Raw genomic sequence first — 23504 nt, forward strand, 5'->3', positions numbered from 1 at the left:
GTGCTCCTTCAGCCACTCAGACACCTCACCGTTTTTATCGCTAACGTCGCCGTTGCGATGGGCGCTAATGTAGGGAAAACAGCGTGGTGCGTCAACTTTATTTTTATCAAAACCAACTGTTTAGCCAAACAATCAACAGATTGCTGTTTTCCTCAACGATAACGGATGCCTTTTGCAACAGCTATTAGTGACCGTAGCGTTTTTGCCATTCGGCGTCTAAAGCGACCTGCCAAGATGGGTGAGGTTCAGCGATGGCATTAAACAGGGGTTTTCTGTCTTTAAACAGCGCTTTTTGTCCAGCGGGTAAATGGGCAACGTCCAAAATACTCGGGTCGCCCCAGTGTGCACCGTCAGCTTTACGAGCCTGAGCCTCCGGTGACATCAGGAAATTAATGACAACTTGGGCAGCAGGCTTGGCGCGTGCGTTGAACGGGATAGCCAGAAAATGTACGTTGGTCAATGCACCCTGATTCAATGCGTAGGTTTTCGCATCCGGTGGCAAGCTGCCAGCGGCGATGGCGGCTGGCGCTATACCTGGGTTGAAGGTAATCGCCATATCCAACTCATTGTCGTTCAGCATCTGAATCATCTGGGCATCGCTGTTGGGGAAGACTTTCCCTTGACGCCAGAGGTAAGGATGCAAGGCATCCAGATAGGCCCATAACGGTGCGGTATCGCGTTGAAACGTGGCGGGATCAACCGGTTTATCTAAGGCGACACCAGAGGTTAGACCTATCAGCGCTGTTTTTAAGAAACTGGAACCGTGAAACTGTGGTGGGCGCGGATAGGTGAGTCGGCCTGGATGGACTTTTGCATAATTAAGTAATGCGGACAGATCGGCCGGAGGGTTCGGCATGGTGTGCATATCATGAATAAAGACTAACTGCCCCACGCCCCAAGGTGCTTCAAAACCGTCGGTTGGTACGGTGAAGTCCTGTTTGACAGGCAGTTTTTTATCCACCCATCGCCAGTTGGGTAGCGATGGTGCGAAAGGCCCGTAGAGCAAGCCATTTTGCTTCAGGACATTAAAGTTTTCACCGTTTACCCATAACAAATCGGCACTGCCGTTCTGTGTATTTCCGGCGGTTTTCTCAGCCTGAATGCGATTGACCGTTTCAGCAATATCAGCCACCTTAACCTGTTTAAGCGTAATTCCGTACCGTGCCTGTAGTTCCTTGGTTGCCCAATCCAGATAGTTATTAACCTGCGTACTCCCGCCCCATGCGTTGAAATACACTGTCTGGCCTTTTGCTTGTTGTTCAGTGTGTTGCCAGTCTGCGGAGGGCGTGGGTGATTCGATTGTAGAGAGTTCGGCGTTCGCCATAGGCGCTAACAGGCATAAGCCAGCCAGAAGAGTAGGGACGATAATTCGCAGACGCATAAACAGCCTTTATTGATGACAAAAACTGAATTGTAATGGGCTTTATATATAAAAACAGCAATCTCGATCTCTATAGCGGATGGCGCTTGAAGTTTTTAAAACCAATAGAAGTGAATAGTTACGCTGATAAATTGGATAAATAATGACTAAATAGACGGAATAACAACATTAACACTGGTGTTTTGGCGGTTTATCCCGCTAAATGAGGATGAAGCTTGAACAAAATATAATGGAATAATAACCAACAAGCCCGCTGAGTCTGATTCTTGGCATCTCTCAGGAAGAGTGTGTACAACATTAAATTGTAAGGGGAAAACGGTGAGCTCGACGACACCATCATCTTCGCATCGTAGCGCCATTCCGGTAGGCTCCGGTGCTCTGTTCTTTATCCAAACTTTTTCTACCCTCGGTTTTGCGGTGCTTTATTCCACGTTGGTGCTGTATGCCACCAAGCGTTTAGGATTCAGCGAGAGCGATGCTAACGCCATGATGGGCGTGTTTGGCGCATTCAATTATGGTTTACATCTGTTCGGTGGCTATCTCGGTGGACGCTGCCTGAGTAACCGTAACCTGTTTGTTCTTGGCATGGTTTTACAGGTTATCGGCTGCTATATGATCGCCGAAATGGGCGTCTCTGGCCTGTATTGGGGCTTGGCGATGTTCCTGACCGGCAGCGGCTTGAACGTAACCTGCCTGAATATGATGCTGACTCAGCGTTTTGCACCGGATGACGATCGCCGTGAGGGCGCATTCCTGTGGAACTATGCCGGTATGAATCTCGGTTTTTTTGCCGGATTTGCCGTCGCGGGGTACTTCCAACTTAGCGAAAACTATCGTGCATTATTTCTATTTGCCACTATCGGTAACGCGGTGGCTATTCTTGTGACGCTGTCACGTTGGCAGATTCTGGCCGATATTAATACACCGTTGAAACAGGCTTCGAAACGCGCTTTCTACTTGCGAATGCTGGTGGGACTCGCCGTTTTGGTTGCTCTTGTGCCGATTATTCGCGTCTTACTCACGCATGCTGACTTCAGTAGTTACTTTGTGGTCGTGCTGGGTATTCTGATTTTTATTATGCTGTGCATTATGACTCTGCGTCAGCGGGAAGTTGATGAGCGCCGTCGGATGGTGGCCTATCTGATCCTCGCCGCTGGCTCACTGGTGTTCTGGTCACTGTACCAACTTGCGCCAATGGGGCTGATGCTGTTCTCCGAGCACAACATCGACCTGAATGTCTATGGTTTGCGCGTGGCACCACAGTGGATCCAAAATATTAATACCGTAGTGATCGTTGTCGGCGGCCCGCTGATGGCGTTGCTGTTCAAACGTCTGCGCGAACGCGGTTTCAATATCGATATCCCTTTGCAATTTTGTGCCTCACTGTGTTGCATGGGGTTAGGTATGCTGGTACTGCCTCTGGGTATTCAATTAGCCGGTGGCGATGGACTCGTTGCATTCAAATGGATTGCGCTGAGTTATGTTTTGCAAAGCTTTGGCGAGTTGATGATTTCGCCAATCGGTTACGCCATGATTGGGAAGTTGGCACCCGCGCGCCATCAGGGATTAATGATGGGGTGCTGGATGATGGTTACCGGGGTTGCTTCGGTGCTGGCAGGATATGTTTCTAGCTTGATGCCGCAAAACAGTGGCAGCACACCTCTAGAAACGAATCCGGGCTACAGCAGCGTATTTAATGCGCTAGGCTGGGGTTCTGTCGCGACGGGAGTGGTGCTTATGTTGCTCATTCCGCTGTTGCGTCGCTTAATCAACCAGCAGCGTCAGGCGATTTAGACCATCGATAAAGCAAATACAACATGAGAATATAAAAACAGGAGGCTCGAAGTGAACATCATTTACTACCATCCGTTTTTTAATGCGCAACTTTGGCTGGATGGTATGCGTAAGCGTTTACCTGAAGCAAATATCCGTCAGTGGCAGCCCGGCGATGATAAGCCCGCAGATTATGCTTTGGTATGGCAGCCACCGTTTGAAATGTTAGCTAGCCGTCAGGATTTGCGCGGTGTATTTGCGCTAGGGGCCGGAGTTGATGCGATCCTAGCTCAGGAACGAGCGCACCCAGGGACGTTACCGCAAGGTGTACCTCTGGTGCGTTTGGAAGATACCGGCATGGCACTGCAGATGGAAGAATACGCCACCGCCGTTGCACTGCGTTATTTCCGCCGCTTCGATGAGTATGAGCAGCAACAGCGCGAGGGTGTATGGAAATATTTGGCACCGCATGATGCTTCTCAGTTTGTGGTGGGCGTTTTGGGAGCCGGTGTTCTCGGCGGTAAAGTCGCTGAACGTTTGGCGTCTTTTGGCCTTCAGGTTCGCTGCTGGAGCCGGACAGAGAAACATTATTCAGGTGTGAAAAGTTTCTATGGCAAAGGGCAGTTTGCGTCCTTCCTACAGGGCACTCAGTTGCTGATAAATCTGCTGCCGAATACGCCTGAAACCGTGGGGATTCTCGATCGGTCTTTGTTTGCTCAACTGAATGCTGGCGCGTATATCATTAACCTAGCGCGCGGTGCACATATGAAAGAAGACGATCTGTTAGCGGCACTCGAGTCAGGGCATGTTGCCGCGGCGACGCTCGACGTTTTTGCCAAAGAACCGCTTGCGCCGGAGCATCCTTTCTGGAAACACCCGAGAGTGACCATCACTCCGCATATTGCCGCGATTACTTTGCCTGAAGTCGCGATGGATTATGTGGCTCAAAATATCAGAGCGATTGAAGCGGGGAAGACACCAGAAGGTGTGGTTAACATGGATTTAGGTTATTAATTTTCCCATGACGTTGCGATTTGAGCGCAATATCTATTGGTTTGGGAAATGCAAAAGCACGATTCATTACTGTGTGAATCATGCCTATTTGCTAACCTTATAGGGACTTGCCTGTCGGTACTAAAACTGACAGGCTATAGACAGGAGAAGCCATGTATCCCGTAGATTTACATATGCACACCGTGGCAAGCACCCACGCCTATAGCACCCTCCACGACTATATTGCTCAAGCAAAGAAATGCGGAATCAAGCTGTTTGCCATCACTGACCACGGTCCTGATATGGCTGATGCGCCGCATTATTGGCATTTTATGAATATGCGTGTCTGGCCACGCGTGGTGGACGACATTGCTATTTTGCGTGGCATTGAATCCAACATTAAAAACACTCAGGGCGACATTGACTGCACAGGCCGAATGCTCGAAGAGATGGATCTGATTATTGCCGGATTCCATGAGCCCGTTTTTCCGCCGCGCGACCGCGATAGCCATACACAGGCGATGATTGCCACCATAGAAAATGGCGATGCGGATATTATCAGCCATCCCGGCAATCCCAAATTTCCCATTGATATCCGCGCCGTTGCTGACGCTGCCGCGCAACACAATGTAGCACTTGAGCTGAATAACTCTTCATTTACTCATTCTCGTATCGGCAGCGAAGATAACTGCCGTGCGATTGCAGAGGCGGTTCGTGACGCTGGTGGCTATCTGTCCTTAGGCTCTGATTCTCACGTTGCATTCTCTCTGGGAAATTTTGATCACTGTATCCGCATCATGAATGAGGTAAACTTCCCGCAGGATCGCGTGTTGAATGCGTCGCCGCGGCGTTTACTCGACTTTTTGGTCGCGCGGGGTAAGCGTGCTATTCCCGAACTTGCCGATTGGTAAATTTATGGTTGAACCGTGTTAAGTGACGGTGTCACCTATCTAGGCTGTGCTTATCAGGCCCTATTTTTCAGGATGTTAGATGAACGATTTTTCTATTATTTGTCGCTTGCTGGGCAGTTTATTTTCCCGCCAGCCACAAGATGCATTATTGACCCCAGTCTTTGACCTGATGGCACAGGGGAAGCTGCAACAGTTTTGGCCTATCGAGCAAGATGCTTTGTTGGCTCGCTTGCAAGCAGCAGCGAAAGATCGTGCTGCTCTGAGTGCAGACTATGCGGCCATGTTTGTTGGTGACGATGCTTCCGTCGATCTTCACCGCAGTGACTATCAGGAAAATGCCAGCGAACAAGAGGTTCGTGACTTTTTGACTCAGCGTGGAATGCCGCTGGGCGAGCAGGCATCAGATTCATTTGGTCAACTATTGCTGGCAGCCTCATGGCTGGAAGATCAGTCCGCAGAAGATGAAGTACAGGCGCAAATCGCGCTGTTTGATGAGTATCTCTTGCCGTGGTGCGGTAAATTTTTAGGCAAGGTTGAAGCGCATTCAACCACGGCGTTTTATCGTACGCTGGCTGAACTGACTCGCGAAGCCGTGCAAGCGATGTGGGATGAACTGTCTGAAAGTGTCGATTCTGCAGAAGAAAACGACGCAGAATAGTCGAGCCCCTGTGGGTGACTGAATAAATAAAAGCCTGTGCTCACGATGAGAACAGGCTTTTTTGTCACGTCAGATAAGGACTAACGAATAATTAGTCTGTAAAAGGAATAATGATTTCACCAGGTTTAATTTCGATGCCTTTGGCTAATTTTTTCGCTAAAGCTTCTTTTTCGCTCTTATTAGGATCTAGCGTATACACAGCTTTTTCGTTGAAATATGTTTTCAGTGACTGATTTAAATAGGGCACGACGGCCTTCATTACGCCAGACATTTTTTCAGGTTTAACCGTGTAATCAGTTAATTCCATATCGCGTAGGAAAATCGCACCTTGCTCGGCGTTGTATACGGGCTGCGCTTGAAGCGTGATCTGCATATCACTGGTTTGTGGGCCGAGAATCGAGCTGATATTGACTTTTGCATGGCCGGTTAACGTAATTTTATTGGGGTCGGTACGGCCAATTTGACTACTCAGTTGATCGACGGTGATATCCGCATTCACCAAGCCTGAAATTCCAATTTGTTTCTGGAAATTATTATACTTTTGCAGGTACTGATTCATATCCTGCTCGGTAATTGTGTATTGGGTCAGCTTATTACAGGCCGACAATACCAGCCCGGCAGCAACGATCCCTGCGAGATAAATAACCTTTTTCATACTATCTGACCTCTGAATACCAAAAATAAGCGTGCTAATTAAAAAAGCTATACTCTAAATAATTCGAGTTGCATTGAAGCGGCAAGTGGATGGCAAATTTGCCAGAAGCGAATTTGACCAGCCAAAGCACATGCAGCTTGAAGTATGACGGGTATAAAATCTATGGCGATGATTGTGACATAGATTAACCTCGTATCAAAAGAGACGTTCTGTTTCATCCTGTTAACGCTGCTGCGAACAGGGGAAATACTCCACTTGCTAAGGCTAAAATCAATGTATGGATGCGTGAAGCGATTAGCGCAATTTAGACGGATTAAACCGCGTTCTGAATCGGATAATGACTAAAATTCAGAACGCGGTTAATGGCTAAATGGAAGGGATTAACCGCCACCTAATACAGCGGGAGCAATGCGGCGCTGATTGAATTGCCAGTAAAGTAATGCCAGCGTCATTAAGCCGACCACGCCGAGTAAGAACCACGGCAACTCCGGCGTACCCAGTGCTTGGCCTGTATCATACATCCAACCGCCGCCGGTATACCCAATAGCGCCACCGAGCGCTAGACCTAAGCGACTAAAGCCCATGTAACTCCCACGTGCGCGCGGATCGGCCAGCGATGCGCTGAGGGTTTCACGGGCAGGTTCTGCAATGATAGAACCGAAGTAGAAGCAGCAAATCAAAATGAACAGCGTGCGAATTTCAGTGGCGAGACCAACGGGAAACATGCTGATCGTCATGATGAGCAGGCCAAACATCAACCGAGTCTCAAGACGAAAATGTTTTTCGCTCCAGCGAGCAATGGGATAGAGCAGCGTCAGTGATAGCGTCGCTTCTATGGCATACATCCATTTCACTGCGGTTGGCGTACCTGCGATTTCGTTAACCATAATTGGCAGCATCAACATCACCTGTACTGCCAGCATGTAATAACCCGTTAGCGTCAAAACATAGAGTAGAAAACGACGATCGCGAATGACGCGCATCATGCCTTCTTTGATTGGCGCACGTACGGTAGAGATGCGATAGGCGGGCAATAGCCATGCGTTACAGAGGGCAGCCAGTACAAAAATGGCCGCGCCGACCCAGCAAACGTAATGAAAATCATATTGCAGCAGCCAGCTACCGATCAATGCACCTACGACCGCTCCGGCGCTATCCTGCATCATCAGCAAAGAATAGAAACGGCTACGCTCGTGCGGGCGAGTGAGTTTAATCACCAACGCGGTACGAGGAGGATCAAATAGCGTACCGCCGAGCGCAGAAAGGGCGCAGGATAGCCATAATATCCACGGCTCGCTGGCAACGGCCATCGATGCAAAACCTGCGGCACGCAGCAGCATACCAATCACAATCATCGGTTTGGCGCCAAATCGGTCGGCGATGGCACCACCGAAAATCCCTAACCCTTGCTGGATAAGCTGGCGTAATCCCAAAGCCGCCCCTACGACCACGGCAGCCCAGCCGAGTTGGTCAACAAAACGAATTGAAATAAGGGGGAATACGACAAAAAAACCAAGGACAACCAGCAGATTATCTAGTAATAAGAAGTACTTACCCAAGCTCCTAGCTTGCGATACCAGCGACATGTTTCACCATCAGCGAAAAAAAGAAAAGGAGGGATTTACCCGTTCATTTTCTACCCATTTTTAGCGTGGGTATAGTGCTGATTAATAATATTTTTCCGTAAATACTACGCGGAATAATGCTTTTGATTATGAGGCATGGGGTTTTAACCGTTAACTGGACGACAAAAACGTAAGAAAAAGCGATTATTCCTATCTAAGTGAGCAATTTAGCAACAGCGGAGGTTTTACCCACTATAGAAAGAGCGGTTATAGTGATGTGTAATTAATATTTTTTGCGTGATGCTGGAGGATAGATGTTTGGCTATCACAATAGCGGTCCAAAAGTCCGTTTAATCACCGATAGAATGGTGGTGCGTTTGGTTCATGACCGCGATGCATATCGCTTGGCAGACTATTACGCAGAGAATCGTGAGTTCCTGAAACCGTGGGAGCCGGTGAGAGATGAAAGCCATTGTTATCCTTCTGGATGGCAGGCCCGACTTGGGCTGATTAATGAATTACAAAAGCAAGGCAGTGCCTACTATTTTTTGCTGCTCGATCAGGATGAAAATGAGGTTCGTGGAGTGGCTAACTTTAGCAATGTGCTGCGCGGCTCTTTTCATGCCTGCTATCTCGGCTATTCCTTGGGCGAGAAATGGCAAGGGCAGGGACTGATGTATGAAGGCGCGCAGGCGGCGATTCGTTATATGTTCCGCCAGCAGCGCATGCACCGTATTATGGCGAACTATATGCCACATAATCAGCGTAGTGGTGCCTTGCTTAAACGTATGGGGTTTGAAAAAGAAGGTTACGCCAAAGATTATCTGTTGATTAACGGCAAGTGGCAGGATCACGTATTAACTGCGCTGATTAATCAGGAATGGACAGCTCCGCGTTAGTGAGTCTCGTACAATTGATGTACAAAAGGATAGTAAACCCATGAAGAATCCATTATCTCCGCTCGAAGCTCGCGTTATTGGCTGTTTTCTGGAAAAACAAGTCACAACGCCCGATCAATATCCACTTTCACTCAATGGCTTGACCACGGCGTGCAATCAGAAAACCAACCGAGAACCCGTGCTAGAGCTGAGTGAGTCTGACGTTCAGTCGACGTTAGATATGCTGATGAAAAAGCATCAAGTGCGCTCGTTAAGTATTTCCGGCAGCCGAGTGATGAAATATGAGCATCGGTTTTGTAACTCTGAGTTTGGTAATCTGAAATTCTCTGAGGCTGAAGTGGCCGTGGTGTGCTGTTTGCTGCTGCGTGGACCGCAGACGCCGGGGGAACTCCGTACGCGTACCAATCGCCTGTATGAGTTTAGCGATGTGACTCAGGTAGAGCAGGTGCTGAATGAGCTGGCGGCGCGTGAGGATGGGCCATTTGTCGTTCGGTTGGAACGCGAAGCGGGCAAGAGAGAAAGCCGCTATGCGCATCTGTTCAGCGGCGAAGTGGAAAATGTAGCCACCACGGCGGCAGACAGCTTATTGACCACTCCAAGCGATGGTACGTTGGCTGAACGCGTTGCCACGTTAGAAGCCGAAGTGGCAGAGCTCAAAGCGCGCGTAGATAGCCTATTAGCTCACCTTGCAGATTAAGAGATCTTCTATGACCAAATTACGGATTGGCGTTGTGGGGCTAGGTGGTATAGCTCAAAAGGCTTATTTACCTATTTTCAGTCAGGCCGAACGCTGGGAGTTAGTGGGCGGTTTCTCTCCGACGCTAAGCAAAGCACAAGCCGTGTGTGACAGCTATCGCATGCAGGCTTTTGCTCGCTTGGATGAGCTGGCTCAGCAGTGTGATGCGCTGTTTGTGCATAGCAGCACGAATACGCATTTCGAGGTGGTTCGCGATCTTTTACAGCGCGGCAAACATGTTTACGTCGATAAGCCATTGGCGGAGACGATCGCGCAATCAGAACAGCTGATCGCACTGGCCGAACAGCAAAACTGTCGTTTGATGGTGGGTTTCAACCGCCGTTTTGCGCCGCGCTATATGCAAATTAAACAGCAGGCGCATAACGTTGCATCGATCCGCATGGATAAACACCGCCATCAAAATATCGGCCCCAAAGATGTGCGTTTTACCCTGTTGGATGACTATCTTCACGTGATTGATACCGCGCTCTGGATGAGCGGCAAAGATCTGAAGCTGAAATCGGGGATTCTGCATACCAATGATGTCGGACAGATGATTTATGCCGAGCACCACTTTAGCGCGGGTCAGATTCAGGTCACGACGTCAATGCATCGTGCCGCGGGCTCGCAGCGTGAGGCGATGCAGGTGGTCACCTCTGGCGCTATTTATGATGCGCAGGATTTACGTAGCCTCAGTATTGAGCGTGATACCGTGCTCAGCGAATCACCCATTCCTAGCTGGCAGTCTACGTTGGAACAGCGCGGTTTTGTCGGGGCGGTGAATCACTTTATCGATTGTGTTGAAAACCAGACAGCACCGTTAACGTCTGGCGAACAGGCTATTGCCGCTCAACGAATCGTAGAAAGTTTGCTTTCCCAATAGGGCTAATCGTTGATTTTTAGCCAGTGTTCTATTGGTTTGTAACATCTCCGGCTAGATCTTCCGCCACAGATAAGTAGACTAGTGCTCCTTAATTGCCCTTGCTGTGAACCAGCAGGGGTTGCAACCGTTGAAAAAACTAACTCATGAATTTATTAAAATCACTGGCGGCGGTCAGCTCGATGACCATGTTCTCGCGTGTGCTGGGATTTGCGCGGGATGCGCTTGTGGCGCGAATTTTCGGTGCAGGCGTGGCAACGGATGCCTTTTTTGTCGCCTTTAAACTGCCTAATCTATTGAGGCGTATTTTCGCAGAAGGCGCATTCTCTCAGGCTTTCGTCCCCATTTTGGCAGAGTACAAAAGCCAACAGGGCGAAGAGGCTACGCGTACTTTTGTCGCTTACGTCAGTGGAATGCTGACGCTGGTGTTAGCCTTAGTCACTGTCCTTGGGATGCTTGCAGCGCCGTGGGTGATTTGGGCAACGTCTCCTGGGTTTCTCCGCGACCCTAACAAGTTTGAGCTCACAGCTTCGTTGCTGCGTATTACTTTCCCTTATATTTTGCTTATTTCCTTAGCCTCTTTAGCAGGGGCTGTGCTTAACACCTGGAACAGATTCTCTGTACCTGCTTTCGCACCAACGTTTTTAAATCTCAGCATGATTGGTTTCTCGCTGTTTGCCGCACCTTATTTTAACCCGCCTATTATGGCTTTGGCCTGGGCGGTAACGGTGGGGGGTGTGCTGCAATTGGCTTACCAACTGCCACATTTGAAAAAAATTGGCATGTTGGTATTACCGCGAATCAATCTTCGCGATGCTGGCGTTTGGCGAGTGATGAGACTGATGGGCCCTGCGATTATTGGTGTCTCTGTCAGCCAAATATCCTTAATCATTAACACCATTTTTGCTTCATTTTTGGTGTCTGGCTCAGTTTCATGGATGTACTACGCGGATCGTATGATGGAGTTCCCATCGGGGGTTCTCGGTGTTGCTCTAGGCACTATTTTGCTGCCTTCGCTGGCAAAAAGCGTGTCTAGCGGTCGTCTAGACGATTATTCTCGTTTGATGGATTGGGGGCTACGACTGTGCTTTGTTCTGGCATTGCCAAGTACGGTTGCTTTGGGGATTTTATCCAAACCCTTGATCGCTTCCCTGTTCCAGTATGGCCAGTTTACGGCCTTTGATACTGAGATGACTCAGCGGGCTTTGATCGCCTATTCCGTCGGTTTGATGGGGATTATTTTGGTGAAGGTTTTAGCTCCGGGCTTTTACTCACATCAGAACATCAGAACGCCGGTCAAAATTGCGATAGTCTCGTTGATTATGACCCAGTTAATGAACTTAGCTTTTATCGGGCCATTTAAACATGCTGGTCTGTCACTCTCTATCGGGCTGGCGGCATGTCTTAACGCGGGCTTGCTCTACTGGCAACTGCGTAAGCAAAAGATGTATATACCACAGTCTGGCTGGGGGATATTCTTAACTAAGCTCGTGATTGCGGTAGTTGTCATGGCGGCGGTGCTCATTGGAATGATGTGGTTCATGCCAGCATGGGATACTGGCAATATGCTGATGCGTATTCTGCGGTTATTGCTGGTTGTGGTGGTAGGGGCGGGTTCCTATTTTGCGGCGTTAGCGCTGCTCGGTTTTCGTGTGCGAGATTTTACAAGAAACGTTGTGGTGTAATCGTAGCTGTAAGCTCATTAGGCCAGAACTCGTTAAGGATGACAGATTGAAACGATTTTTGATTTTTGCCGGTGCTATGGTTATAGCGCCTATCGCAATGGCTGATTGCCAAGAGCAACTTAAATCTTTGTCTCACCAGCTTTACGGCGAGCGGGCGGTGGATGATGATAATCTGAATGTATGCAAAGTTTGGCCATACTCGCCGGATAAAACTATTATGGTGATGCTCGTCAATCAGCCTGGAGAAAGAGATCGCGACATTTATGACTATGACGTAGATGTTGTGGTCACTGATACACAATCGGGAAAGATATTGGCGCGCAACTACCATCCACATGCCATTACTAACGATGCAATTGCGTTAAGCCATGTCACGATTGATACCGCTCGTTATCAGCTCACGCCGGAATTGAGGGCATTTGGTGTGAGGTTTAACAGCCATGGGTCTTCCAGAGTTAATCCTATTGATTATAGCAATCTCAATTTATATGTACTGAAAGATAGGGCGCTACCGTTGATGGTGAATCAATTAACGGTTGAGGACTTTGGTGCTGAGTGGGATGGTGATTGCGCGGGGTATTCTGATAAAACAACTCGAACCCTCTCTATTTTAAAAACCTCAACTTCCGGCTTTGCCGATCTTGGCGTACATGAAGTCTCGACCCATACAGAGTCAGTCAAGAGAAACAATGAATGTGAGGATACGGTGTCGAGTAAGACGAAAGCTGACTATACCTTACACTTCAATGGTATTAATTATTCAGTCGACAAGAAACTACGACTTTTTGATGAAAGCCAGTTCTGAGTAAATAGGGGATATTCACCATTGAAAAACGGCTCTTATGAGCCGTTTTTTGTGGGGCAACCTGCGTTAAATAACGCAGCGATGAGTTACATGCGCTCTACGGTTTCAATCCCCAGAGTATCCAAACCGGTCTTCAGCGTTCTTGCCGTCAACGCAGCCAGCTGTAAACGGCTGTTACGCTGTTCTTCACTTTCTGCGGTAAGAATAGGGCAGGCTTCATAGAAGCTGGAGAACAGACCGGCTAAGTCATACAGATAAGTACACATCACGTGCGGTGTACCTTCACGGGCAACTTGCGTGATGGTTTCTTCAAACTGAATCAAACGTGCAGCCAACGCTTTTTCACGGTCTTCAGTGAGGACGATGTTACCGCTCAGAGACTGTTCGTCGATACCAGCACGTTTGAAGATTGAAGACACACGGGTATAGGCGTATTGCATGTAAGGCGCCGTATTTCCTTCAAACGCGAGCATGTTGTCCCAGTCGAAGATATAGTCGGTGGTACGACTTTTTGACAGATCCGCATATTTCACCGCGCCAATACCAACCACTTCGACCAGCTTCGCCAGTTCATCGCTGCTCAGATCTGGATTCTTCTCTGCAATCAGTTTGCCTGCGCGTTCAACGGCTTCATCCAACAGGTCAGACAGTTTGATGGTGCCACCAGAGCGGGTTTTAAACGGCTTGCCGTCTTTGCCCAGCATCATGCCGAACATGTGGTGTTCGAGGCTGACGGAGTCAGGCACATAGCCCGCTTTGCGCACGATAGTCCACGCCTGCATCAGGTGCTGATGTTGACGAGAGTCGATGTAATACAGCACACGATCGGCACCGAGAGTTTCATAACGATATTTGGCACAGGCAATATCGGTGGTGGTGTATAGGTAGCCGCCATCCTTTTTCTGGATGATGACGCCCATAGGCTCACCTTCTTTATTTTTGTATTCATCGAGGAATACGACGGTTGCGCCTTCGCTCTCAACGGCCAGACCTTTAGCTTTTAGGTCGGCTACGATGCCCGGCAGCATGCTGTTGTAGAGGCTTTCACCCATCACGTCATCTTTAGTTAAGGTCACGTTCAGGCGTTGGTAGTTTTTCTGGTTTTGCGACATGGTGATGTCGACCAGCTTACGCCACATTTCGCGGCAGTACTCATCGCCACCTTGGAGTTTTACCACGTAGGCACGCGCACGTTCGGCGAACTCTGCGTCTTCATCGTAATGCTTTTTCGCTTCGCGATAGAAGGCTTCCAGATCGGAGAGATCCATTTCATTCGCGTGTTCGTTTTGCATTTTCTCCAGATAAGCGATCAGCATACCGAATTGGGTACCCCAGTCGCCGACATGGTTAGCGCGAATGACGTTGTGTCCGAGGAACTCAAGCGTACGAACGGAGGCATCACCAATGATGGTTGAACGCAGGTGACCCACGTGCATCTCTTTGGCTACGTTAGGTGCAGAGTAGTCAACCACGATAGTTTGCGGTTTAACCGCGGCAACGCCAAGACGCTCATCGGCCAGTGCTATCTCAACCTGTTTTGCCAGCCATGCTGGATCAAGGAAGATATTGATGAAGCCAGGGCCGGCAATTTCAACTTTGCTTGCGATACCGTCCAATTCAAGGTGAGTTAATACCTGTTCTGCCAGTTGTCGTGGTGCAATACCCAGTTTCTTGGCCGCGCCCATGACGCCATTGGCCTGATAGTCGCCAAATTGTGCTTTCGCGGATTGACGGACAAGAGCTTCGCTATTAGCAGGAGCGCCTGCAGCCACCAGAGCCTGGGTGACTTTATCTGAAAGAAGTGCCTGAATATTCACCGGGTTACCTTAAATTTGTAAAGCCTGACGTGTGTGACGACGGCGTTTTATATGTGAGTTCGTTCATCAAGGTGCATTCACACCAAAACAGCCGATAATTATATGTCAATTCGCAGCATGAGTCAGCAAGCATGCGCTTAAGCTGCGCAGATTCTGGGAATAAATAGGGCATGGAAGTCTGCTAAAAGAGCAGGTAAAGTACGCAACCTTGCTGATAGCGGAGAAATAGTGGAAATGACATTTTTAGCAGACATTGATGCGCTACATGATCTGGAAGCCGATCTGGTTCGTTTTACCGCGCTGCTGCAAATTTTTGCAGATAAGCTGGAATTAGATCTCTCTGCCTTTAGTGCCGATCATATTTCTCTGCGTTGCCATCAAAATACTACGGCCGAGCGCTGGCGCAGTGGATTTGAAACATGCAGCTCGTTGTTGTCTGAAAATATGATTAATGGCCGCCCAATCTGTCTGTTTGATTTACACCAGCCATTATCGGTAGGACCGTGGCAGATTGACTGCGTAGAGTTGCCGTACCCCGGTGAAAAGCGCTATCCACACGAAGGTTGGGAGCATGTCGAGCTGGTTATTGCAGGCGATCCTGAAACCTTACATCCACGAGCACTTGAGTTGTTATCTGATTCAGCGTTGTTGGCTCCGGGGATCAAGCTAAAATTCAGTAGCCCAAAAGGGGAGGCGGAACGCTTACCTAACCCAACGTTGGCGGTCACCGACGGTGAGATCACCATTAAGTTTCACCCATATTCCATTCGTGAAATCGTGGCAAGTGAGCAGTAATAACGTCACGTTTGGCCGATTACGGATATAAGAAACCAAAAAAGCGCCATTATCGTAGAGATAACGGCGCTTTTTTTCAGCAGACTTAAAGCGCGTTAATTGCGTTTTCCATACGATCCAGCGCTTTTGTTAACAGCCCACGGTTACAGCCAAAGTTAATGCGGACAAATTTAGAATTACCAAAGTCTGCGCCTGGTGATAAACCCACGCCAGCCTGCTCGAAGAACGCATGGGGGTTGTCCACCGGCAGCTCTGAGGCATCAACCCACGCGAGGTAGGTTGCCGCAAGGTTGACCGTAGATAGACCTTTCATCGCATTAATTCTGGCAACGAGCAGATCTCGGTTGCCGCGCAGATAGTCTAGCTGCGCATTCAACCATTCTTGTCCATCGCGATAGGCGGCTTCAGCCGCGACGTAGGCCAGAATATCCACGCTTGGGACTACGCCTGTGCGTTCGGTGATAAAACGATCGCGCAGATTTTTGTTCGGGATAATCGCTATCGTCGCACCTAAGCCTGCAATGTTGTAGGTTTTGGATGGTGCCATCAGCGTAATGCTGCGCTGTGCGGCGTCATCATTGAGTGAAGCGATTGGGATGTGCTTAACGCCGGGTTCTAGCAGCAAGTCACAATGAATTTCGTCGGAGCAAATCAAGAGATCGTGATGCTGAGCAAAGGCGAGCTGCTCCTCAAGCTCCTCTCGTGTATATACTGTGCCGCCCGGATTATGCGGGTTACACAGCATCAGAAGTTTTTCGTTACCGGTGAGCTGCTGCTCGGCGCTCGCTAAATCCATCACCCAGCGTTGGTTATTGAGTTTGACTGGAATGTGCAACTGCTGACGATGTGCAAAGCGGGATGATTTAACAAACGGCGGATAAATTGGGAACGGCGCCAGCGTATGCTGTTGCGGATCGGTAAATGCACGTACGCTTAAGTTCAAACCACATACCATACCTGGCAAAAATACCAGCCACTCAGGCTTCACATCCCATTGATATAAATCGCGCATGCGTTTGATAAATATCTGCACCAATTCTTGTGATGGGTCGCCGTAGCCAAACACGCCTTCTGCAACGCGTTTTTGAAGAGCGTCAATCACAGCGGGTGGTGAGCGGAAGTCGGTGTCTGCGACCCACATCGGAATGATGTCTTTGTTCGCATATTTGTTCCATTTCTGGCTATCACTGTGACTTCTGTCGACCCATTCATCAAAATTGAATGTCATAGTATTCATCCTTTAGTAGGCTTAGTTCCTGCCCAGTAGGCAATTGCAACACGAGTGACGAAATTATCATGGTTATCATCAGCCAGTGATGTTTTTGCGTGTCTGCATAAAGAGTATTTAGCGTATCAAGAGTTCATGACCGAGAGTGAGATATATCACGGTTTTTTTCAGCCTACGCGAGAAGGCTCCTCTTTCTCAAGCATCAATGCGTTGGAATGAAAAGTTTTCACGTAACGTAGTCTGTCTTGGCGGTTTTTTGGAGGTATTTTAGTATGAAATTGGAAATTTGTTGCTTCGGGGCAGAGTGCGCCCTCACGGCGGAACGTGCCGGTGCGGATCGCATAGAACTCTGTGCCAGCCAGCTAGACGGTGGTTTAACGCCAAGTTATGGCACGTTGAAATGGGTGCGAGACAAGGTTTCTATCCCTGTGCATCCTATTATTCGTCCTCGCGGCGGAGATTTTTGTTACAGCTATACTGATTTTGAAGTGATGAAAAATGACATGGCGATGATTCGCGATATGGGTTTTCCCGGTGCGGTTATTGGCTTGTTAGATGCGGAAGGGCATATCGATTTGCCAAGAATGCGTGAACTGATGCAGCTGAGTGGCAATATGGCCATCACTTTCCACCGTGCTTTTGATATGTGTGTAAGTCCGATGGTGGCATTGAGCCAGTTGACCGATTTAGGGATTGCGCGCATTCTGACATCGGGTCAGCAGCAGAGCGCTGAGGTTGGTCTGCCATTACTGAAAGAGCTGCTGAATGCAACGCAAGGTCCAGTGATTATGGCCGGTGCAGGCGTGCGCTTGACCAATCTGCACAAGTTTCAAGAGATTGGATTAACCGAGGTGCACAGCTCCGCGGGCCATATGGTGCCTTCTGAAATGCGTTATCGTAAAGCTGGCGTCACGATGTGTTCAGACAGTGAGTTTGACGAATTCACCCACTATTGTGTAGATGGCGAAGTGGTTGAAGCGATGAAGACGGCGTTAAGCTTAGGTGAGCCGTTTCCACGTTCTGCATGATGCAGACGTGTGTCGTACAGTTCCAGTAGAAGTAGTACGAATTTTAGTGGAAGTTTCGCTAAACAGTATGGCCCCAACAAAAATCGTTGGGGCTTTTTTTCGCCTGTTGTAGATTAAGGCTTACGGGCAACAATAACCGCGCGGATTGGCGCAGGGTAGCCTTCCACGGTTTTGCTTTGGTCGTTGGGATCGAGGAACTCTGCTAAAGACTCGCTGATCATCCAGTCAGTACGGCGTTGTTCCTCTAATGAGGTCACGCAAGAATCCACGATGCGTACATCGACAAAACCGCATTTTTCCAACCATTTAACCAGCGCTTTAGCCGACGGAATGAAATACACATTGCGCATCTGAGCATAGCGGTCACCGGGTACTAACACCTGATTTTCATCACCTTCGATGACAATGGTTTCCAGCACCAGCTCACCGTCTTTCACCAACTGATTTTTTAGCTGGTATAGATGATCGAGCGGCGAACGGCGGTGGTATAAAACCCCCATGGAAAATACCGTGTCGAAGGCGGCGAGCTCTGGCAACTGCTCAATGCCTAACGGTAATAAGTGCGCGCGTTGATCGCCGCCCAGCAGCTTACGCACCGCTTCAAATTGACATAGGAACAGTTGCATAGGGTCGATACCCACGGCGAAATGTGCTCCGGCACCAATCATGCGCCACAGGTGGTATCCGCTGCCGCAGCCGACGTCAAGAATAGTGCGACCTTCTAGAGGCGAAATGTGCGGTAATACACGCTCCCATTTCCAGTCTGAACGCCATTCGGTATTGATGTGGATACCATATAGATCAAATGGCCCTTTGCGCCACGGCATCAGTGCGCGCAGCATTTTCTCAATACCTTCTTTTTGACCCGGCCCCAGTTCAGGCTCTGCCTGGGCGCTGACGCCATGGAGTAAATCCAGAGAGTGCGGTGTCATTTCAGGAAGACGATCGACGGCGTTAAACCAGTCTTTAAATTTGCCATGCAGCGATTCACGCTGCCATGCGGCTAGCTGTGCCGGCAGAACCTCTAGCCAGTGGCTTAAAGGACTATTTGCGATTCGTTGATAGAAATTACCAAATTCGATCATGCGACGACGTCTCCTTTTACGGCCAGCAAGGAGCCGAAGTTAAAACATTGGAACCATATTTCAGCGTGCTCAAAACCAGCTTGATTCAGTCGGCTTTTGTGTGTTTCAACCGAGTCAGTCAGCATCACATTTTCTAGCATGCTGCGCTTTTGGCTGATCTCTAGCTCACTGTAGCCGTTGGCACGTTTGAAATCGTGGTGCATGTTAAACAGCAATTCACCTAATGTTTTGTCTTCAAAGTTAAATTTCTCAGACAGCACCAAAACGCCCCCCGGCAGTAAGCCTTGATAAATTTTATTCAGGAGAGACTGGCGTTCTTCTGGGGCTAAAAACTGCAGCGTGAAATTGAGCACGACCATCGAGGCATTCTCAATAGCAATATTTTGAATGTCGGCTTCAATAACCTCGACCGGCGTTTGAGCTCGGAAGGCGTCAATATGGCGGCGACAGCGTTCAACCATCGCCGGAGAGTTATCGACGGCGACGATCTGGCATCCTTGCGCACGAATATTACGACGCATGGAGAGCGTCGCGGCACCTAACGAGCAGCCTAAGTCATACACTTTAGTATTGGGCTGGGCAAAGCGCTCTGCCAACATTCCGATCATGGAAATAATGTTGGAATAACCCGGCACTGAGCGCTGGATCATATCGGGGAAGACTTCGGCGACGCGTTCGTCAAAAGTCCAGTCCCCCAGTTTGGCAATAGGAGCCGAGAAAAGCGTATCGCGGTCAGCGCTATCGTCTTTGCCACCCGAAGCGGCATCAAAAGTGTTATCAGATCGTGTATTGCGGTTTGACATAAGCAAGGATGCATGCGGTTTCAACAAAGGGCGCATATTTTAGCAGATAAACGCCTGCTGCGGCTATTCCCTCGCGAATAAGAGGGTTGTGCGTGGCAGATATAGCACAAATAAGTGCGTTGACGATTGGATAAACTGGCAACAGTTAGCATGCCTAGCATGAAGTTTGGCTTGATTGCAATAGTCCGGAAGTGATACAAAACAGCCCGCAATGTAAATAAAATAATACGATGCGCCACGGTTCAGCGTTCACACAGCGCTAATGACGCTATCGCACAGAGGAAAAAATGGGCGATCTGCAACAAAAAGAAGAAACCCTGCAAAGGGGATTAAAGAATAGACATATCCAACTGATAGCACTGGGCGGTGCCGTTGGTACGGGATTATTTCTGGGTATTGCGCAAACGATCAAAATGGCGGGGCCATCCGTTTTACTTGGCTATGCTATCGGTGGTTTTATTGCGTTCCTTATCATGCGCCAACTGGGCGAAATGGTGGTTGAGGAGCCGGTCGCCGGATCATTTAGCCACTTTGCTTATAAGTACTGGGGCAGCTTTGCTGGGTTCTTAGCAGGCTGGAACTATTGGGTCATGTTTGTGCTGGTGGGAATGGCTGAGCTGACGGCGGTAGGTATTTATATCCAGTACTGGTGGCCCGATATTCCCACGTGGATGTCTGCGGCGGGCTTCTTTGTCATCATCAATATTATCAATCTGGTCAACGTGCGTGTGTACGGTGAAACCGAATTCTGGTTTGCAATCATCAAGGTTGGCGCCATTATCGGTATGATTGTATTCGGCGCATGGATGCTAGCATCCGGCTCCGGTGGACCACAGGCCAGTATCACTAATCTGTGGACGCAGGGTGGCTTCCTACCCAACGGCTGGCATGGGCTGATTATGGCTATGGCGGTCATTATGTTTTCATTCGGTGGGCTGGAACTGGTAGGTATTACTGCTGCTGAAGCCAGTGAGCCGCGCAAAAGTATCCCTAAAGCCACAAACCAAGTCGTGTATAGAATCCTGATTTTCTATATCGGTTCGCTGACCGTTTTGTTGTCGCTTTATCCTTGGCAAAACGTTGTGCAAGGGGGAAGTCCTTTTGTGATGATCTTCCATGCATTGGATAGCAATTGGGTCGCGACCGCGCTCAATATTGTCGTGTTGACCGCTGCATTGTCTGTGTATAACAGCTGTGTCTATTCCAACAGCCGAATGCTTTTCGGTTTGGCTAAGCAGGGTAATGCGCCTGCGGTGCTGACGAAAGTTAACCGCCGAGGGGTTCCCATTTTCTCTATTGGTTTGTCTGCGCTGACGACGTCTGCAGTGGTGCTGATTAATTATCTTATGCCGGGTGAAGCGTTTGAGCTATTGATGGCCTTGGTGGTATCAACGCTGGTTATTAACTGGGTGATGATCTGCATGGCGCATCTTAAATTTAAAGCTGCGAAGAATCAGCAAGGCGTGACAACTGCATTTAAAGCTCTGTGGTATCCGTACGGAAATTACCTGTGCTTAGCATTTTTAGCCCTGATTCTGGTGATTATGTATATGACCCCTGATATTAGAATTTCAGTGATCCTATTACCTATTTGGGTTGCAGTACTGTGGATTGGTTTTTTGCTCTCTCGTAAGAAAGCGAAGATTTAATCAAACAGTCACCTTGAAAAGGCAATCTGCGGATTGCTTTTTTATTAGCGGCTCTGACGTGTGTGATAAAAACAAAAAAACCTCGTGGATAAACGAGGTTTTTTTGTTTACCGCTGCGGTTGGTAGCCGCGGCGCACGTTAGTGTTCTTCAACGTGATAAATATATGATGGCAAGCAGAGCAAGTCAATTCATTGGGCATTACAACAATCTTAACTAACAGCATCAAAACAACTGGTTGCATATACAGTATTCTGGCATATAATCATTTTTGTTGAAAGGGATAACGTGTTTTGAGCCGCAAACGGGCAACGAGTTTTAAGTCCTAGCCAATAGCGAGTGGTGTCGATTGGTGCCTTAACTCAAGGAAGCACGTTAGTGTTTTTCAACAATCCGATGGCTGATAGGCAGCGGAAAGGCAAGGTCATCGTTAGTGCTCCTAACTTGGAGAGAGCGTATGAAATTTCTCGAACTATTGACGGTTCTGGCGAAATTCATGGTTGCAGTCGTGCAACTGCTTGAGGCAGCGTTAAGGTTTGTTAGCTGATTCAGGTCGCATCTAAGGAGGAGAGGAAACTCTCCTCCTTTAACACTGACTCTCTAAGGAAAGGCTCTAATCTAGCGTAAACATCTGATCCCATGGCAGGTAGAAGAGGTTGGCTAAAACCATCAATACCAGTGAAACATAGGTTGCACTCATTCCAGAACGGCGCCAGCGAATTTCACGATGGCGTAATCCATAAGAATGCATTAACCGACCCGCAATCAAAAGGATTCCACATACGTGAATCATCCAGATCAGAGAGCCGTTCATCTCCATCATGACAAGCAAAATGGCCGCAATAGGAATGTACTCCACTGCGTTGCCATGAACACGTATCGCAGTCTGTAGTTCATAAAACCCGCCGTCACCGTAGGCCACACGATACTGCATACGCAGTTTGACGACGTTCAAAGACAGTTTGATCAATAACAGTGCGCCGAGCACGACATAAAGCGCGCTTACCATTTTTTAGCTCCATCGCCCAATAATTTACCGGCAGATGAATAATAGCGAGACATCGGAAAATTGTCCCTAGGAAATATCGCTGGTGGGTACGGAGTTCGTTCGTTAAACCATCAGTTCGGTTAAACTTGTGACCTAGCTTCTAGAATAACGAGGTTTGCAACGGCCAATCAGGCTGTGGCGGAAGATGCTTTATTTTTTGGCTCAGCAATGGCCAAAGTGCGCGAGCCTGCTGTGGCGCATCTGTGCAATCAGGTGTATGAATAAAAAGATAAGGGGTATGGCTATGGTTCCATTCCGCTAATTTCTTTTCCCATTGTTGTAGCCAAAGACGGTTATCTTCTAAAACATCACCGCCGACAAAACGCACCAGTGGGTTATCAGCAGTAAGTACGGCGTGAACAGGTAGCTTGGGCTTTTTTTGTTGTGCATCGCGGACCGCGGGCGTGAGAGGTTTAGCATGATGCACCGGGCGGCTGTCTAACAGTACTCGATTAATTTGTCGTTCATGCAGGCCGCGGTTAAACGCACGCTCAGCTTCCCCTTTGGCAAAGAAATCAGGATGTCGTACTTCTACGCCATAGGTGAATTCTTTGGGCAATGCATCTAAAAACTGCCACAGACGCGGCAAGTGTAAAGGTGCAAAGGCGGCGGGAAGTTGTAGCCAAAGCTGACCAATGCGTGAATGTACGGGCTGTAAACTGGAATAGAAGGCGCTAAGCTGTTCATTGCACTGTGTGAGCGCGGCCTGATGGCTGATGATTGACGGAAATTTAAAGCAGAAACGAAAATTATCATCGGTCATGTCACGCCAGCGTCTGGCAATTTCTGGCTTTGGCAGTGCGTAAAATGTGGTGTTGCCTTCAACGCAGTTAAAATATCGGCTGTAATCAGCAAGATCGCGTAATCCAATTTTATGCCAAGCTGCATGTTGCCACTGAGGCAAACCGATATACATCATTTCCACGTTGCTCCTGAGTAAGGACTTTAAAAAATATACCATAGATGATTGCTTTGGATGAGAGGGCATAATTTGTTTCTCCAAGACTTTCAAGCACATCATGGTTTACTCATTGCCTGAGCGGTTCTGTTAAGTTGGGAAGGGCAAAATATTTAGTCGACGATGGATTTGTAGTATTTGATTGATTCTTATC

21 protein-coding genes are annotated in these 23504 nt (G+C 48.6%); 12 read left to right on the forward strand and 9 right to left on the reverse strand.

The features are described 5' to 3' along the window. Nucleotides 1-184: 184 nt before the first annotated feature. Complete coding sequence (locus tag HMPREF3091_RS11590; RefSeq protein WP_070715991.1) at nt 185-1381, reverse strand: ABC transporter substrate-binding protein; 1197 nt, start codon at nt 1379-1381, stop codon at nt 185-187. A 318-nt stretch (nt 1382-1699) separates the two neighbouring features. On the opposite strand from HMPREF3091_RS11590, the gene HMPREF3091_RS11595 reads away from it, so the two are divergent. From HMPREF3091_RS11595 to HMPREF3091_RS11610, 4 genes are all read left to right on the forward strand, one after another. After that, a complete protein-coding gene (locus HMPREF3091_RS11595; RefSeq protein ID WP_083321425.1) occupies nt 1700-3175 on the forward strand; it encodes a peptide MFS transporter in 1476 nt (491 codons plus the stop codon). A 51-nt stretch (nt 3176-3226) separates the two neighbouring features. After that, nucleotides 3227-4168, forward strand: coding sequence for a glyoxylate/hydroxypyruvate reductase GhrA (ghrA, locus tag HMPREF3091_RS11600; protein WP_070715995.1), 942 nt, complete (start codon nt 3227-3229; stop codon nt 4166-4168). 152 nt (nt 4169-4320) lie between these two features. Further along, entirely contained in the window at nt 4321-5058 is a 738-nt protein-coding gene (locus HMPREF3091_RS11605) for a phosphatase (RefSeq protein ID WP_070715997.1), read from the forward strand. A gap of 79 nt (nt 5059-5137) precedes the next feature. Further along, a complete protein-coding gene (locus HMPREF3091_RS11610) occupies nt 5138-5716 on the forward strand; it encodes a TorD/DmsD family molecular chaperone (protein WP_004090314.1) in 579 nt (192 codons plus the stop codon). A gap of 91 nt (nt 5717-5807) precedes the next feature. Here HMPREF3091_RS11610 and HMPREF3091_RS11615 read toward each other — a convergent pair whose 3' ends face one another. Continuing rightward, nucleotides 5808-6371, reverse strand: coding sequence for a lipoprotein (locus HMPREF3091_RS11615; protein WP_070715999.1), 564 nt, complete (start codon nt 6369-6371; stop codon nt 5808-5810). Nucleotides 6372-6751: 380 nt separating this feature from the next. Next, nucleotides 6752-7957 carry a multidrug efflux MFS transporter MdtH gene (gene mdtH / locus HMPREF3091_RS11620; RefSeq protein WP_008813284.1) on the reverse strand — a complete coding sequence of 402 codons (1206 nt, stop codon included), beginning with the start codon at nt 7955-7957 and terminating at the stop codon, nt 6752-6754. A 293-nt stretch (nt 7958-8250) separates the two neighbouring features. Here mdtH and rimJ point away from each other — a divergent pair, with 293 nt between their 5' ends. The 5 genes from rimJ to HMPREF3091_RS11645 all read left to right on the forward strand — a co-directional run bounded on the left by rimJ (nt 8251) and on the right by HMPREF3091_RS11645 (nt 12941). Then, a complete protein-coding gene (gene rimJ / locus HMPREF3091_RS11625; protein WP_070716001.1) occupies nt 8251-8835 on the forward strand; it encodes a ribosomal protein S5-alanine N-acetyltransferase in 585 nt (194 codons plus the stop codon). Between the two features lie 40 nt (nt 8836-8875). Further along, the gene (locus HMPREF3091_RS11630; protein ID WP_070716003.1) at nt 8876-9532 is read left to right on the forward strand and encodes a DUF480 domain-containing protein; all 657 of its coding nucleotides are present in this window, start codon (nt 8876-8878) and stop codon (nt 9530-9532) included. 10 nt (nt 9533-9542) lie between these two features. Next, the gene (locus HMPREF3091_RS11635; RefSeq protein WP_004090303.1) at nt 9543-10454 is read left to right on the forward strand and encodes a Gfo/Idh/MocA family protein; all 912 of its coding nucleotides are present in this window, start codon (nt 9543-9545) and stop codon (nt 10452-10454) included. A gap of 143 nt (nt 10455-10597) precedes the next feature. Beyond that, complete coding sequence (gene murJ, locus HMPREF3091_RS11640) at nt 10598-12136, forward strand: murein biosynthesis integral membrane protein MurJ (RefSeq protein ID WP_070716004.1); 1539 nt, start codon at nt 10598-10600, stop codon at nt 12134-12136. Between the two features lie 46 nt (nt 12137-12182). Beyond that, nucleotides 12183-12941, forward strand: a complete 759-nt coding sequence (locus HMPREF3091_RS11645) for a PA3715 family protein (protein ID WP_070716006.1) — start codon at nt 12183-12185, stop codon at nt 12939-12941. Between the two features lie 86 nt (nt 12942-13027). Here HMPREF3091_RS11645 and argS read toward each other — a convergent pair whose 3' ends face one another. Further along, nucleotides 13028-14758: an arginine--tRNA ligase gene (gene argS / locus HMPREF3091_RS11650; RefSeq protein WP_004090298.1), complete on the reverse strand. Its 1731-nt coding sequence runs from the start codon at nt 14756-14758 to the stop codon at nt 13028-13030. A 234-nt stretch (nt 14759-14992) separates the two neighbouring features. Here argS and HMPREF3091_RS11655 point away from each other — a divergent pair, with 234 nt between their 5' ends. Next, nucleotides 14993-15553 carry a VOC family protein gene (locus HMPREF3091_RS11655; protein WP_070716208.1) on the forward strand — a complete coding sequence of 187 codons (561 nt, stop codon included), beginning with the start codon at nt 14993-14995 and terminating at the stop codon, nt 15551-15553. A gap of 85 nt (nt 15554-15638) precedes the next feature. Here HMPREF3091_RS11655 and HMPREF3091_RS11660 read toward each other — a convergent pair whose 3' ends face one another. Beyond that, the gene (locus HMPREF3091_RS11660) at nt 15639-16781 is read right to left on the reverse strand and encodes a MalY/PatB family protein (RefSeq protein WP_070716008.1); all 1143 of its coding nucleotides are present in this window, start codon (nt 16779-16781) and stop codon (nt 15639-15641) included. 272 nt (nt 16782-17053) lie between these two features. Between HMPREF3091_RS11660 and cutC the strand changes: the two genes are divergently transcribed. Then, nucleotides 17054-17809 carry a copper homeostasis protein CutC gene (cutC, locus tag HMPREF3091_RS11665; RefSeq protein ID WP_070716009.1) on the forward strand — a complete coding sequence of 252 codons (756 nt, stop codon included), beginning with the start codon at nt 17054-17056 and terminating at the stop codon, nt 17807-17809. Between the two features lie 113 nt (nt 17810-17922). Here the strand turns inward: cutC and cmoB are convergent, their stop codons facing one another. Together cmoB and cmoA are read right to left on the reverse strand one after the other, a co-directional pair. Then, on the reverse strand, nt 17923-18894 hold the full coding sequence (cmoB, locus tag HMPREF3091_RS11670; protein WP_070716013.1) for a tRNA 5-methoxyuridine(34)/uridine 5-oxyacetic acid(34) synthase CmoB: 972 nt from the start codon (nt 18892-18894) through the stop codon (nt 17923-17925). Continuing rightward, a complete protein-coding gene (gene cmoA / locus HMPREF3091_RS11675) occupies nt 18891-19733 on the reverse strand; it encodes a carboxy-S-adenosyl-L-methionine synthase CmoA (protein WP_371328687.1) in 843 nt (280 codons plus the stop codon). The genes cmoB and cmoA overlap by 4 nt, the downstream gene beginning before the upstream one ends. Before the next feature lie 251 nt (nt 19734-19984). On the opposite strand from cmoA, the gene HMPREF3091_RS11680 reads away from it, so the two are divergent. Next, entirely contained in the window at nt 19985-21346 is a 1362-nt protein-coding gene (locus HMPREF3091_RS11680; protein ID WP_070716016.1) for an amino acid permease, read from the forward strand. 611 nt (nt 21347-21957) lie between these two features. On the opposite strand, the gene HMPREF3091_RS11685 is transcribed toward HMPREF3091_RS11680, so the two are convergent. Both HMPREF3091_RS11685 and HMPREF3091_RS11690 read right to left on the reverse strand, forming a co-directional pair. Beyond that, nucleotides 21958-22353: an MAPEG family protein gene (locus HMPREF3091_RS11685; RefSeq protein WP_070716017.1), complete on the reverse strand. Its 396-nt coding sequence runs from the start codon at nt 22351-22353 to the stop codon at nt 21958-21960. 139 nt (nt 22354-22492) lie between these two features. Further along, on the reverse strand, nt 22493-23308 hold the full coding sequence (locus HMPREF3091_RS11690) for a DUF72 domain-containing protein (protein WP_210403558.1): 816 nt from the start codon (nt 23306-23308) through the stop codon (nt 22493-22495). Nucleotides 23309-23504 lie beyond the last annotated feature (196 nt).

Origin of the sequence: Hafnia sp. HMSC23F03 (genome assembly GCF_001816025.1) — a bacterium.
Taxonomy (GTDB): domain Bacteria; phylum Pseudomonadota; class Gammaproteobacteria; order Enterobacterales; family Enterobacteriaceae; genus Hafnia; species Hafnia paralvei.